Consider the following 15028-nt stretch of genomic DNA (forward strand, 5'->3'; position numbering starts at 1 on the left):
ACTTAACCCCCACAAAAGAGATTTATCTCAATACTTGATTTCTCTCGTTAACCGAAGAAAATTAAATTGAAAGAAATGTCGCTGAGCTTATTGATTGCTGTACTTATCATCTGCCAAAAATGGTGTTAAAATTGACACATATCAATTATTGCATGAGCTTAATTTATGATCCCGGAAAAACGCGTGATTCGTCGTATTCAGTCTGGTGGTTGTGCAATCCATTGCCAAGACTGTAGTATCAGCCAGTTATGCATCCCTTTTACGCTGAATTCCCATGAGCTTGACCAACTCGACAACATTATCGAACGGAAGAAGCCAATCCAAAAGGGTCAGACGTTATTTAAGGCTGGCGACGAGCTGAAGTCGATATACGCAATCCGTTCCGGAACCATTAAAAGTTACACCATCACTGAACAAGGTGATGAGCAGATCACCGGCTTCCACTTAGCGGGCGATTTGGTCGGTTTTGATGCTATTGGTGGGCAAATGCATCCAAGCTTTGCTCAGGCGTTAGAAACCTCCATGGTCTGCGAGATCCCATTTGAAACATTAGATGACCTTTCAGGCAAAATGCCAAACCTGCGTCAGCAGATCATGCGGCTGATGAGTGGTGAAATCAAAGGGGATCAAGAGATGATTCTGCTGCTCTCCAAGAAAAATGCCGAAGAACGCCTGGCTGCCTTTATTCATAACCTTTCGCATCGTTTTGCTGAGCGTGGCTTTTCTGCACGTGAGTTTCGCTTGACCATGACCCGAGGTGATATCGGTAACTATCTGGGCTTGACCGTTGAAACCATCAGCCGCTTGCTGGGTCGTTTCCAAAAAGGTCAAATTCTTAGCGTAAAAGGCAAATATATCACCATAGAGAATATGGACGTCTTATCACAACTGGCTGGATCGCCAAAAATAAAAACACATCTCACCGCGGTTAATATTTAACCCACAATTAGGCCAATAATTCCCTGAAATTATTGGCCTAACGACTCTGCTGCTACTATTCTGTTTTTCAATGTTGAGTTACTCTGTTATTGAATTGAGCATTGATCTATAGCTGTTTGGAGGAGGTCCTATGGCAAAGTATCAGAATATTCTGGTGGTTATTGACCCAAACCAAGACGACCAACCGGCACTACGGCGGGCGGTTTATCTGGTGAAAAGGAACGGTGGGTGCATTAAAGCTTTTCTTCCTATCTATGACTTTTCTTATGAATTAACAACGCTACTTTCCCCTGACGAAAGAACTGCCATGAGGGAAGGTGTCATCAAGCAACGTGAAGCTTGGATTAAGCAACAGTGTCGTTTTTATCTGGCAGATGGCGTTCCGATTGAAATCAAAGTGGTATGGCACCGTCGCCCCTATGAAGCAATTATTCAGGAAGTGACAAGTAGCAATCATGATCTGCTGGTGAAAATGACCCATCAACATGATCGGCTCGAGTCTGTGATCTTCACCCCTACCGATTGGCACCTACTGCGCAAGTGCCCTTGCCCAGTCTGGATGGTGAAAGATCAGCCTTGGCCCGAAGGGGGTAAAGCGCTGGTTGCAGTTAACCTTTCCAGCGAGGAACCTTATCACGATCCTTTGAATATCCGGCTGGTCAAAGAAACGCTGGAACTGGCACAAAATGCTGACCAAACCGAAGTTCATTTGGTAGGAGCCTACCCGGTTACACCATTCAATATCGCAATTGAATTGCCTGATTTTGATCCTAGTGTTTATAACGATGCAATTCGTGGTCAACATCTGATTGCCATGAAAGCATTAAGGCAGAAATTCCATATCAGTGAAGAGTTTACCCATGTGGAAAAAGGGCTACCCGAAGAGGTGATCCCTCATTTAGCCGAAGAACTCAAGGCTGGAGTTGTGGTGTTAGGGACTCTCGGTCGCACAGGGCTTTCAGCAGCCTTTATCGGTAATACCGCCGAACATGTGATCGATCATCTTAAATGTGACCTATTGGTGTTAAAGCCTGATGATTTTGGTAAGCCTGTCGTCGATGAAGATGACGAACACGATGATGAGGATTAATCACTTCCCTATTTGAGGGAAGTTTTCGTGAGTTTTAAATAACCAGTAGACCTCAGCCCCCTGCCCGTTAAAACCGGCAGGGGGAAATAAGGCTTCCACAAACTGGTGGGGAAACAAAGTTATCCCCGATAAAAAATTGAGACAAAAAAACCGGAACCTTGTTAGCCCCGGCTTTAATAGTCATGTGAACACTTAGTCAAGTCATATCAAGACTAAGTATCTTTGTTTATTTTATTACAGTTCAACCACATCAAAACGAACATCAGGGTTAACATCGGCATCGTAGTCGACTTCTTCCAGCCCAAAACCGAACAGACGCAAGAACTCCTGTTTGTAACCCGTGTAATCCGTTAATTCACTCAAGTTTTCACTGGTGATTGAGGGCCAAAGGTCACGACAGGTTTTTTGCACATCGTCACGCAGCTCCCAGTCATCCATACGAATACGAGCTTGGTCGTCAAGCGCCATATCGTCACTATACAGACGTGTACGCATCATGCGGTCAACCTGCTCCATACAACCTTCATGGATCCCCTTCTCTTTCATTATTTTGAAAGCCATGGAGATATACAGCGGCATCACGGGAATGGCGGAAGACGCCTGGGTGACCACGGATTTCAATACCGCCACATGGGCTGTACCCTTTTTGGCAGCCAGATTGCCACGAATAGCGCTAGCTGCACGGTCCAAATCTTCTTTGGCACGGCCCAACGTCCCATGCCAGTAAATAGGCCAGGTCAAGTCGGTACCAATATAGGAATAAGCGACAGATTTAGCACCTTCAGCCAGCACACCAGCCTGTTCCAGCGCTGACATCCACAATTCCCAATCCTGACCACCCATCACGGTAATGGTGTTCTGGATCTCTTCTTCATTGGCAGGTTCAACGGTTGCAGTAATAATCTGGTCTTTATTGGTGTCGATAGCGGTGGTGGTGTAAACCTCACCGATCGGCTTCAAGGCAGAACGCACGACTTCACCAGTTTCTGGCATTTTACGCACCGGTGAAGCCAGTGAATAAACCACCAGATCCACCTGGCCCAGATCGGCTTTAATCAGCTCAATCACCTTGGCGCGGCATTCGTTAGAGAAAGCATCACCATTAACGCTTTTGGCATACAGACCAGCTTCTTTAGCGGCTTTATCAAAAGCTGCCGAGTTATACCAACCCGCCGTAGCCGGTTTGCTTTCCGTTCCGGCTTTTTCAAAAAACACCCCAATGGTGGCAGCGTCACTGCCAAAGGCCGCGGCAATACGGGAAGCCAGACCATAACCGGTAGAGGCGCCGATCACCAAAACACGTTTAGGGCCATTAGCAATCTTACCCTGCGCTTTGGTATAGGCAATTTGACGACGAACATTCGCTTCACAACCTACCGGATGAGTGGTGGTGCAGATAAAGCCGCGAACCTTAGGTTTAATAATCATATGGGTCTAGGATCCGTTAAAGAGATGAAATCGGCACATAAGATAACTCATTATGTGCCTTTTTTGTGATCTGACTTGTTAGATTGATTGTATTTTATACAAATTTTGCTAAATGAGATACTTCGGCTGCCAACTTGGCTGCAGTTTTGGCATATACAGTGTCTGCCTTGTATCTCATTTTGCTTAGTATGCCGTTAATTTAGCGCTGACAAATATAGTGATATAACCGCTCGGTATCTGCCAAAGAGCAAAGTTTCGTTCCCAGATTTAGCGTCGCGGCACTGCCTGCGGCCACACCAAAGCGCACAGTATCGAGTAGATCAGCACCGTTGGCCAGTTTCAGTGTCATCGCGCCAACCATACTGTCCCCCGCACCCACCGTACTTCTTTTTTTCACCGGTGGGGGGACGACATGTACACAATGGTCACCATCAACCGCCAGCGCCCCTTGTGGCCCGAGTGAAACCACCACCCGTTCTGCGGCTCCCCGCTGTACCAGTTCTTGAGCCGCATTGCGCACGTCATCCGGGTGCTCCAAGGGGTGACCAATCAAGTCGGATAACTCATTCTGATTGGGTTTTACCAGTGCTAACCCCCCTAAATCCAAGCAAGCTTTCAGGGCATCACCAGAACTATCGACGATACATTGCAAACCTATCAATTGCGCTTGCTTGACCAGATACGTTAATTTTTCAATCGCCGTTCCCGGGGGCAAACTGCCACTAATCACCAGGATCGAACCCGCAGGGATTTTTTTTACTCGCTCTACCAGTTGATCAAACTCAGTCTCATTAAGATGGGCACCTGGCATAACAAACCGAAATTGTTCACCGCTGCTGTCTACATGAACATGCAGATTTTGCCGCGTCCAGTCCTGAGTTTTCAATGTTTCTGTTTCGACGCCTTCCTGATCCAGTAACGCTTTTAAATGATCCCCAGTCGGCCCACCAATAGGGAAAATGGCATGAGCACGGCCCCCGAGATAAGTAATGGCACGGGCGACATTGATTCCCCCACCTCCAGGTTCAAATAAGGGTGTGGTACAGCGCAGCTTCCCTTCTGCATACATTTTTGCCGTCGTCGTTGCACTATCTAGCGATGGAGATAACGTTAACGTGAAAATTTGAGTCATGATGCAATCTTCCTCATGAATATTATTTCGCCTACTTGGCTAACAAACAGGAATGGATGCTTTTATTGAGCTGTTTTAAGTAAAGCACATCTGCTTTAAATAAGACGAGTTACCTGCAGGTTGGCAGAAAGGAACCTCGGGAATAAGGCTTATCAGCAGACTTTATGCCACGGGTATAACACCACCGATCTATAACATGATCGATCTATAACACGATCTATAACACAATCGCCTGAAAAAAAATGCCAGCCACCTTGGGTGACTGACATTTTTACTTACTAACATGGCTGATTACAGTGCGCGCAAAATCGCTTCTACACTGCTCTTGGCATCACCAAACAGCATTTGAGTATTTTCTTTAAAGAACAGCGGGTTCTGTACCCCGGCATAACCGGTATTCATTGAACGCTTGAATACGATAACATTTTGCGCTTTCCACACTTCCAACACTGGCATACCCGCAATTGGGCTGCGTGGATCTTCTTGCGCTGCAGGGTTAACCGTATCGTTGGCACCAATAACCAGCACAGTATCAGTATTTGGGAAATCGTCATTGATTTCGTCCATTTCCAATACTACATCGTAAGGTACCTTGGCTTCAGCCAATAACACGTTCATATGCCCTGGCAAACGCCCGGCAACCGGGTGGATACCAAAACGCACCTTGACACCGCGTTTGCGCAATTTCTCAGTGATTTCTGCCACCGGATACTGTGCCTGCGCAACAGCCATTCCATAGCCTGGGGTGATAATCACCGAGCTTGAGTTCTTCAGCAGTTCTGCCACTTCCTCTGCTGTGGTTTCGCGGTGCTCACCCATATCTTCGGCATCACCGGTTGAGGTACCATCGGTACCAAAACCACCGGCAATAACGCTGATAAAGGAGCGGTTCATCGCCTTACACATAATGTAAGAGAGGATCGCACCAGAAGAACCCACCAACGCACCGGTCACGATCAACAGGTCGTTGTCCAGCATAAAGCCTGCCGCTGCCGCTGCCCAACCCGAGTAAGAGTTCAGCATCGAGACCACAACTGGCATATCTGCGCCACCAATAGACGCCACCAGATGCCAACCAAACGCCAAGGCAATTGCCGTCATGATCAACAGCGCGAACACTTCCCAACCGACACTGTTGGTACGGACAAACAGCACCATCAACAGGAAGGAAACCACTATGGCAGCCAGATTCATTTTATGGCGATGAGGCAGCGTCAGCGGCGTAGAGGAAATAAGGCCGCGTAATTTGCCGAAGGCCACAATAGAGCCGGTAAAGGTCACCGCACCAATGAAGATACCCAAGAACACTTCGGTAAGATGGATATTCTCCATGACCGGATCCATGGCCTTACCATGATCCAGATAGCTGTTGAAACCCACCAGCACCGCAGCCAAACCGACAAAACTGTGCAGCATCGCCACCAGTTCCGGCATTTCTGTCATTTCGACTTTCTTCGCCAGATAGATCCCGATAGCACCACCGATGGCCATGGCAATGATGATCCAACTCACATTGCCGGCATTTGGCCCTAAGATGGTTGCTATCAAGGCAATCGCCATCCCGGCGACCCCAAACAGGTTACCCTGCTTGGATGTTTCATGGCGTGAAAGACCCGCCAGGCTGAAGATAAACAGAATAGCGGCAACAATGTATGCAGCTGTAACTAATCCACCAGACATTTTTGCTACCCCTTAGTTTTTGCGGAACATCTTCAGCATGCGCTGAGTGACGGTGAATCCACCAAAAATATTGATGCTGGCAATCAGCACGGCGATAAAGGAGAGGAAACTCACCCAGCCACCATGACCAATCTGCAACAACGCACCTACCACGATAATCCCTGATATCGCGTTAGTGACCGACATCAACGGGGTATGCAGCGCATGGCTGACATTCCACACCACGTAGTATCCCACCACGCAAGCCAACGCAAACACGGTAAAGTGAGACAGGAACTCTTTCGGTGCTGAATCAGCGAACCAGCCAAACAGGATGATAGCCAGCGCCATCAAGGCATACTTGAGCCAAGGGGATGCGGGCTTTTTCTCCACCAGTGCGGCGGGTGCCACTGTTGCCTGCTTAGGTTGTGCTGAAACCTGAATCGGTGGCGCTGGCCAGGTCACTTCCCCTGCACGCACCACGGTAACACCGCGAATAACGGTATCGTCGAAATCGATATCAATTTCACCGTTTTTCTCTTTTGTCAGCAACTTGAGCAGGTTAACCAGGTTAGTCCCATAAAGTTGCGAAGACTGTGTTGGCAAACGGCTTGGCAAATCGGTATAGCCGATGATCTTCACGCCGTTTTCGGTCACGGTAATCTGGTCAGCAACAGTCAGTTCGCAGTTACCACCGGTTTGAGCGGCCAAGTCAACAATCACACTCCCCGGCTTCATGGCGGCGACCATCTCTTTGGTGATCAATTTTGGTGCCGGTTTACCTGGGATCAGTGCCGTGGTGACAATAATGTCCACTTCTTCTGCTTGCGCGGCAAACAGAGCCATTTCAGCTTTGATAAAGGCTTCTGACATCACCTTGGCGTAGCCATCACCGCTGCCAGCTTCTTCTTCAAAATCCAGCTCAAGGAACTCAGCCCCCATACTCTGGACTTGTTCTTTCACTTCCGGGCGGGTATCAAAGGCACGCACAATGGCACCCAAGCTGCCTGCCGCACCGATGGCCGCCAACCCTGCCACACCTGCACCGATAATCATCACTTTTGCTGGCGGGACTTTACCGGCAGCGGTGATTTGACCGGTGAAGAAACGGCCAAACTCATGGGCAGCCTCAACGATGGCACGATAACCGGCGATGTTAGCCATGGAGCTCAGGGCATCCATCGATTGTGCGCGGGAAATGCGCGGCACTGAATCCATCGCCATGGCGGTAACATTGCGGGCAGCCAGCTTCTCAATTAAATCTGGGTTTTGTGCTGGCCAGATAAAACTGACGAGCGTACTGCCTTCACGCATTAACGCGATTTCGTCCTCTAGTGGCGCGTTAACTTTTAAAATCAGATCTGATTGCCATACATCGGCAGTATCAGTAATCGTTGCCCCTGCGGCTTGATACGCAGCATCCTCAAAACTTGCCAATTTACCCGCCGAACTTTCAATAGCGACGGTAAAGCCCAATTTTAGCAACTGTTCTACCGTTTTCGGCGTTGCTGCAACACGGGCTTCATTGGCCAACCGTTCTCTTGGTACACCAATACGCATAATTATTCCCTTCTTACCTGTCTTTAATGACGTCTGTTATCTTCTCTAGCGATAGCACCAGCCGACAAGATTCCCCCACCTCGCCAGTAAGCAAAGCAGAATGCCTTTTATAAGCTACTGAAAATGTGATCGATAATCCATGATTGCTTACGATTAACTGACAGTTTTTACATAAAAACTCACATAAGGATATGACAAATCGCAAGTTTGCATCGAAAAGATGTTTAGAGCAATGTTTGCATGATGACCTGCTAAACCAATATATTCCTGGTTGCAGCGCATAAAATGCTGAGACACATAGCGAGATTACATGTAATAATCATCGGCTGAATACACTTAAACCGTTCAGTACGCTATATACATTAATGCGCTAGGCGAAAGGATTTTTTATGAAGCTGAAGACCACCATCATTGCATCAGCCTTGTTATCACTCACTGCGCTGTCTGCATATGCCGCACAAGAGTTAACACCTGAAAGAGCCGCGGCTATCAAACCATTTGATCGCATCACCATTACTGGTCATTTTAATGCTATCAACGAAGCAGTTGATGCGGTATCACGCCGTGCAGATAAACTGGGTGCGGACGCTTTCTATATTCAGGATATCAGTGAAGGTAACAACAGCGGCAACTCGCGCGTTACTGCTGACCTCTATCATAAAGATGCCCCAGAGGCGAGCAAAGAGACAACGTACCGCCTCTTTAATGGTGTTAAAGAACTTCCTAAAACCGAAGCGTTCTTGTATGAGCCCTACGATACCGTGACTGTCACCGGTTTTTATCGTAGCCAGCCAGACATCAGCGATGCCATCAGCAAAGAGGCAAAAAAGAAAGGTGCAGCCTCTTTCTTTATCGTTCGTCAGGTTGATGCCAACCAGGGGGGTAACCAACTCGTTACAGCCTATATCTACAAATCTGATGCCCCTAAACGTGTGGTGCAAAACCCAGATGCTGTTCCTGCTGATTCTGACGCTGGTAGAGCCCTGTTGGCTGCAGGCGGTGCTGAAGCCGCCAAGGTTGAGATCCCTGGGGTCGCCTCTTCGGCCTCACCAAGTCAAAATGTGGGTCGTTTCTTTGAAACGCAATCTTCTTCTGGCCAACGCTACACTGTCACTTTGCCGGATGGTACCAAGATTCAGGAAGTGAATAAGGTGACCGCTGCACAAATGGTCCCCTTCGATTCCGTAACATTTACCGGTCATTTCGCCAGCATGACTGACGTTTCCAATGAAGTAGCAAAACGCGCAGCAGCTAAAGGTGCCAAGTACTATCACATCACCCGTGAATGGCAGAACCAAAGTGGCGGTAACCTGACGGTAAGCGCTGATCTGTTTAAATAATCCTCAGCACTTCAGGTTTATATTTAAGTTAAGCATTGAGTCATAGGGCAGCGTTAGCTGCCCTTTTCTCATGCCTAAAGTCTCTGTTTTTAGGAACTCATTTTGGAAAAAAAACTTGGCCTCACTGCATTAACTGCCTTAGTTCTCAGCTCGATGATAGGCGCTGGCGTGTTCAGTTTGCCACAAAATATGGCTGAAGTAGCCAGCCCTGCTGCCTTGCTGATTGGTTGGATGATTACCGGTATCGGGATACTGTTCCTTGCTTTTGCCATGTTGTTGCTAACTCGCCTACGCCCGGATCTTGATGGTGGCATATTCACTTACGCAAAAGCCGGATTTGGTGAGTTGGTGGGTTTTTGTTCTGCCTGGGGCTACTGGCTATGTGCGGTCATTGCTAATGTCTCCTATTTGGTTATTGTCTTTGCTGCGCTGGGTTTGTTCACAGACCGTAATGGGGTGGAAATTTTCGGGGACGGTAATACCTGGCAGGCATTAATTGCTGAATCTTTCTTATTGTGGGCCGTCCATGCGCTGATCCTTCGCGGGGTACAAACAGCAGCAAGTATCAATCTGGTAGCGACCCTCGCCAAGTTGCTGCCACTGTTGTTATTTATCTTATTGGCCGCTTTCGCTTTTCAGCTGGATACGTTTACCCTGGATTTCCACGGTACAGCACTGGGTGTGCCCGTATGGCAGCAAGTGAAAGATTCCATGCTGATTACCTTGTGGGTGTTTATTGGTGTGGAAGGCGCGGTGGTCGTTTCTGCCAGAGCGCGGCAAAGAAAGGATGTCGGCCGTGCAACCATGTTAGCGGTAATTTCAGCCTTGGTGATCTACTTGGCCATTACCTTGCTTTCACTTGGCATCATACCCCGTAGTGAACTGGCTGGAATACGTAACCCCTCCATGGCGACATTGATGGTCAATCTCATTGGCCCTTGGGGGAGCGTGATTATCGCCGCTGGCTTGATTATCTCTGTTTGCGGTGCCTACCTGAGTTGGACCATTATGGCCGCTGAAATCCCCTTCTTGGCTGCTCAACAAGGCGCATTCCCTAAAATATTCCGCAAGCAAAATAACCAGGATGCCCCTGCTGCTTCGTTGTGGTTAACCAATGGTGCAGTGCAAATTGCCTTGATTGTGATTTGGCTGACCGGTAGCAACTATAACGCTCTGCTGACGATTGCTTCAGAAATGATCTTGGTGCCCTATTTTTTGGTGGGTGCTTTTCTATTCAAGGTGGCGTACAAGCTGCAGGATAAGCGCTTAATCTTTGCCGCGAGTGGCGCTTGCCTGTATGGCTTATGGTTACTCTATGCTTCGGGGCTGACGTATCTGCTGTTGTCGGTGCTACTGTATGCCCCGGGGCTGTTGGTATTTATCTACGCACGTAGCCAACACCAAGAGGGAGTCTTACTCAGTAGGTTAGAAAAAGGCGCTGCTTTTCTATTGCTGGCTACGACCATTCCCGCAGGCTGGTTTATGTTTCAATAATGTTAATGCCCATCCCTGTTATTAGAGAGGCATGGGCTTCACGGCATCGCCCTGATTGCTGAGAGCTGTTAACGACTTTTTGACATATCATGGCATAATTCTTTTCATGCCTGTCAATTTGACTTGGAGTTTAAACCCATGGGATCTCACCACTCAGCCCCAGTACTGATTACTGGCGGTGCGCGCCGGATTGGGCTGGCACTGGCCAAGTCGTTCTTACAACGCAATGTGCCGGTGATTATTGCCTACCGCAGTACTTACCCCACCTTGTCTGAGTTGAAAAGCCTCGGGGCAGTGTGCCTGCAAGGTGACTTTTCTACCCATGAAGGGATCTACGGTTTTGCCGAACAAGTAAAGCAGGTTGCCCCCAAATTGCGCGCAGTGATCCACAATGCCAGCGCCTGGTTGGCTGAGTCTGACCAGATCGCGCCAGAACAAGTGATGGCGTCCATGTTGCAAATTCATGTTTATACGCCCTATCTGTTAAATCAATTACTCGAATCTTGCCTGCGTGACCAGGGCCCGGCTGGTGCTGATATTATTCATCTAACTGATTATGTGGTAGAAAAAGGCAGTGATAAACATATCGCTTATGCGGCCAGCAAAGCGGCGCTGGATAATATGACTCGCTCTTTTGCTCGCAAGTTTGCCCCAGAAGTCAAAGTGAATGCCATTGCCCCTGCACTGATCATGTTTAATAGCGATGACGATGAACAGTACCGGCAACAAGCATTGGCAAAGTCATTGATGAAAATAGCCCCCGGGGAAAACGAGGTGGTGAATCTGGTGGACTACTTGATGAATAGCCGTTATGTCACCGGCCGTACTCACAGTGTTGATGGTGGCCGACCGTTATGCTGATAAGGACATAGCGTAATAGGATGGGGCGCGCTATGCTGGATGCCGTTTTTCTTATAAACCTCCCTTATATGCCATGACTAAAATTGTTTTTGTAGAAGACGATCCTGAAGTGGGTAAACTGATAGCGGCTTATCTGGGTAAACATGATATTGATGTGGTTATTGAACCGCGCGGCGATACCGCACAGGCTTGTATTGAACGGGAACAGCCCGATTTGGTCCTTCTCGATATCATGCTCCCCGGTAAAGATGGCATGACACTATGCCGCGACTTGCGCCCAGTTTATCCCGGCCCTATCGTGTTACTCACCTCATTAGATAGTGATATGAACCATATTCTGTCACTGGAGATGGGAGCCCACGATTATATATTGAAAACCACCCCGCCAGCTGTGTTACTGGCACGTTTGCGTCTTCACTTGCGCCACTATGGTAACCAACCCAAAGAGGAGCAAATACAGGCGGTGACTCAACACAATGCGCTGCATTTTGGTTTATTGTGTATCGACCCAGTTAATCGTCAGGTGACACTGGCCGATGAAACCATCACCCTGTCGACCTCTGATTTTGATTTACTATGGGAGTTAGCCACTCATGCCGGACAGATTATGGATCGTGAGGCGTTACTGAAAAGTCTGCGCGGTGTCAGTTATGATGGGCTGGATCGCAGTATTGATGTGGCGATCTCTCGTCTACGCCGTAAACTGTATGACAATACCCTAGAGCCTTTGCGTATCAAGACGGTACGCAATAAAGGTTATCTGTTTGCCCCCAACGCTTGGACCTCGGTACAGCAATGAGAAAAATTTTTGTTCAATTCTTTCTGCTGCTGTTCGTCTGTTTTCTGGTCATGACGATGCTGGTTGGTCTGGTCTACAAAGTGACCGCCGAGCGTGCTGGGCGGGAATCAATGGATGATTTGATGAAAAGTTCACTGTACCTGATACGCAGTGAACTCCGTGAAATCCCACTAAAAGATTGGAACAAAACCATTGCCACTCTGGATTTAAATCTGTCATTCCAATTGCATATCGAGCCGCTAGGTAAGCAGAATCTGAATGAAAAACTCACCAAGCGATTAAATTTGGGCGAAATCATTGCACTGGATGATCGTTATACTTTCATGCAGCGCATTCCACGTAGTCCTTATGTGTTAGTGGTTGGCCCGATCCCGTATCTGTTCTATCTACACCAAATGCGCATACTGGACCTGATCCTGCTGATTTTTATCGGCCTGTCTCTGGCGCTGCCGGTATTCTTGTGGATGCGCCCGCACTGGCGAGACCTGCTTAAGTTGGAAAATGCGGCTCAGCGTCTGGGGGAAGGTCATCTCGATGAACGCACCCATTTTTTACCCTCTTCCAGTCTTTATCAGCTCGGAGTGGCCTTTAACCAGATGGCCAATAATATCAACACACTAATCGTCAGCAAAAAGCAGTTGATCGATGGTATCGCTCATGAACTTCGAACTCCGTTGGTCCGTCTGCGTTACCGGCTGGCAATGAATGAAAATCTTTCGGAAAGTGAACAGCAGGCATTAAATCGTGATATTGGGCAGTTAGAATCACTGATTGATGAATTGCTGACCTATGCCCGCTTGGATAGGCCTCAGGTGGCGTTGAATATTGAAGCGATAAATTTACCAGATTGGTTGCGCGACAAAGTCGCTGATATGCAAATGATCCACCCAGACCATGAGATCGAACTGAATATCCCGCATAGCGGTAATTTCGGTGGCGTTGATCTACGCCTGATGGAGCGGGTGTTAGATAATCTGGTCAATAATGCGCTGCGCTATTGTGAACAGCGTTTACGCATCGGGTTGTGGTTTGATGGTGATGCTGCCTGTTTGCAAGTGGAGGATGATGGCCCTGGTATTCCGCAAGCAGAACGGGAACGGGTATTCGAGCCCTTTGTTCGCCTCGATCCAAGCCGTGATCGTGCCACCGGAGGTTGTGGACTTGGGTTGGCGATTGTCCACTCTATTGCCATGGCGTATCAAGGCCATGTCTATGTTGAGGCCAGCTCGTTGGGAGGAGCCAGTTTCCGTTTCTGTTGGCCCGTTAAACTGGTTGCTTAGTTGGCTCCAGCATAGCTGATGACGACAGCGCAGGGAGCCTGAGATAGGTTCAGCGCTAACCAACCCAGCGGTGGCGCGTACATTAAGTTACAAGCCGAAACCAATCACTCACGGAAAACCCTTCAAGCACTACCTACTATTGCTACAGCGGCCCCCGCAGTGGGTTTTAACCACACACCGATAGTTGAGGATCTCGTCATGAAGAAAGTAGTGGCTCAACGCCAAAGGCTTGGTAGCAAAGTGGCGTGAGCCAGGCCTCACTTGCGCTAGCTAAGCATCGGTAATTTAGAGCCTGTAATTAAATTGTACCGCACCCTGTTTGCCGGGTATTTCTCACTAGGGGGGATTATGCTGCGTCGCTACTTGTTCGAAATCATGCTTGGCACCCTAATCTTTTGCTGGGTAATTGCCATTTTCTTTTACTTTTAATTTCCACCTTCCTTTCAGAAAGTCATGTAAAAAAGTCAATCGGATGTCATTGGTATCATCGATAAGTCAGTTTATAGTCGTTATATTTAACATTGTCTGCTGCTGGATAGTACTCTCATGCAATGTTTGGTCGTTCCTTATTTGTTAGGTAAAAACCTATGCGCATATCGGTTTTATTGTGCTCATCTTTATTCGCTGTTGCCCTTCATTTGGCTCACGCAGCTACGCCTTCTGATACCTCAAAAGCAGAGCAGAAACGCCTGTTTTTTGGTAAAGATGACAGAGTAAAAATCAATGAGACCATTGATTGGCCGTGGCAAGCTATCGGCCAAGTAGAGACCGCCAGTGGCAACTTATGTACGGCGACCTTGATCTCCCCCCGCTTGGCCCTCACCGCTGGTCACTGTGTTCTTATACCACCAGGGCATTTGGATAAGGCGGTCGCATTACGGTTTATCGCTGGCAGTAACAGTTGGACCTATCAGATTGAAAATATTGAAACCTTGGTGGATGAAAAATTAGGGAAAAAGCTTAAAGCTGACGGCGATGGGTGGATTGTTCCCAAGGCTGCCGCCGCTTATGATTTTGCGTTGATTCGTTTGAAAGATCAGCAACCACTCGCCATTAAGCCTTTGCCATTGTGGCAAGGAGACAGTAAGGGATTAATGCAAGTGCTAAAACAGGCAAGACGGCTGGTCACTCAGGCAGGCTACCCTGAAGACCATCTTGACTCTCTGTATGCCCATCTGGGGTGTAAAGTGACTGGGTGGGCTCAGCAGGGGGTGCTATCACACCAATGCGATACTTTACCGGGAGACAGTGGCTCACCGCTGTTGTTAAAAAGTGCCGAAGGCTGGCGATTAATCGCGATTCAAAGCTCCGCGCCAGCAGCAGAAGATCGCTACCGTGCGGATAACCGGGCATTGGCTGTCACTGGTATTCGAGATGCGTTGACCAAGCTGTCAATGGGTCAATGAACTCCCCTTTGACCACAAATTACAGCTCCGCTGTTATTCA

At 48.2% G+C, this 15028-nt stretch carries 12 protein-coding genes; 8 read left to right on the top strand and 4 right to left on the bottom strand.

Going from position 1 to position 15028, the window contains the following annotated elements:
- Positions 1–165 precede the first annotated feature (165 nt).
- Both AC2A06_RS12045 and uspE read left to right on the top strand, forming a co-directional pair.
- Positions 166–939, top strand: a complete 774-nt coding sequence (locus AC2A06_RS12045; RefSeq protein ID WP_023490874.1) for a fumarate/nitrate reduction transcriptional regulator Fnr — start codon at positions 166–168, stop codon at positions 937–939.
- A gap of 130 nt (positions 940–1069) precedes the next feature.
- Positions 1070–2029 (top strand): universal stress protein UspE, encoded by a 960-nt coding sequence (gene uspE, locus AC2A06_RS12050; RefSeq protein WP_473197727.1) that lies wholly within the window; start codon positions 1070–1072, stop codon positions 2027–2029.
- Between the two features lie 234 nt (positions 2030–2263).
- On the opposite strand, the gene fabV is transcribed toward uspE, so the two are convergent.
- The 4 genes from fabV to pntA all read right to left on the bottom strand — a co-directional run bounded on the left by fabV (position 2264) and on the right by pntA (position 7808).
- Entirely contained in the window at positions 2264–3457 is a 1194-nt protein-coding gene (gene fabV, locus AC2A06_RS12055; RefSeq protein WP_473197726.1) for an enoyl-ACP reductase FabV, read from the bottom strand.
- 199 nt (positions 3458–3656) lie between these two features.
- Complete coding sequence (gene pfkB, locus AC2A06_RS12060; protein WP_484380431.1) at positions 3657–4589, bottom strand: 6-phosphofructokinase II; 933 nt, start codon at positions 4587–4589, stop codon at positions 3657–3659.
- Between the two features lie 291 nt (positions 4590–4880).
- Positions 4881–6269 carry a Re/Si-specific NAD(P)(+) transhydrogenase subunit beta gene (pntB, locus tag AC2A06_RS12065; protein WP_473197724.1) on the bottom strand — a complete coding sequence of 463 codons (1389 nt, stop codon included), beginning with the start codon at positions 6267–6269 and terminating at the stop codon, positions 4881–4883.
- Positions 6270–6281: 12 nt separating this feature from the next.
- Entirely contained in the window at positions 6282–7808 is a 1527-nt protein-coding gene (gene pntA, locus AC2A06_RS12070) for a Re/Si-specific NAD(P)(+) transhydrogenase subunit alpha (RefSeq protein WP_023490879.1), read from the bottom strand.
- A gap of 389 nt (positions 7809–8197) precedes the next feature.
- Between pntA and ydgH the strand changes: the two genes are divergently transcribed.
- The 6 genes from ydgH (at position 8198) to AC2A06_RS12100 (ending at position 14988) form a co-directional block, all read left to right on the top strand.
- Positions 8198–9148: a DUF1471 family protein YdgH gene (ydgH, locus tag AC2A06_RS12075; RefSeq protein WP_484380432.1), complete on the top strand. Its 951-nt coding sequence runs from the start codon at positions 8198–8200 to the stop codon at positions 9146–9148.
- Between the two features lie 102 nt (positions 9149–9250).
- Positions 9251–10642: a basic amino acid/polyamine antiporter gene (locus AC2A06_RS12080; RefSeq protein ID WP_484380433.1), complete on the top strand. Its 1392-nt coding sequence runs from the start codon at positions 9251–9253 to the stop codon at positions 10640–10642.
- Positions 10643–10780: 138 nt separating this feature from the next.
- Positions 10781–11503: a dihydromonapterin reductase gene (gene folM, locus AC2A06_RS12085; RefSeq protein WP_484380434.1), complete on the top strand. Its 723-nt coding sequence runs from the start codon at positions 10781–10783 to the stop codon at positions 11501–11503.
- A 73-nt stretch (positions 11504–11576) separates the two neighbouring features.
- Positions 11577–12302 carry a two-component system response regulator RstA gene (rstA, locus tag AC2A06_RS12090; RefSeq protein WP_484380435.1) on the top strand — a complete coding sequence of 242 codons (726 nt, stop codon included), beginning with the start codon at positions 11577–11579 and terminating at the stop codon, positions 12300–12302.
- On the top strand, positions 12299–13582 hold the full coding sequence (gene rstB / locus AC2A06_RS12095) for a two-component system sensor histidine kinase RstB (protein ID WP_484380436.1): 1284 nt from the start codon (positions 12299–12301) through the stop codon (positions 13580–13582). The genes rstA and rstB overlap by 4 nt, the downstream gene beginning before the upstream one ends.
- A gap of 587 nt (positions 13583–14169) precedes the next feature.
- Complete coding sequence (locus AC2A06_RS12100; protein WP_484380437.1) at positions 14170–14988, top strand: trypsin-like serine peptidase; 819 nt, start codon at positions 14170–14172, stop codon at positions 14986–14988.
- Positions 14989–15028 lie beyond the last annotated feature (40 nt).

The sequence above is a fragment of the Serratia sp. HNCC26DJ244 genome (genome assembly GCF_057180565.1).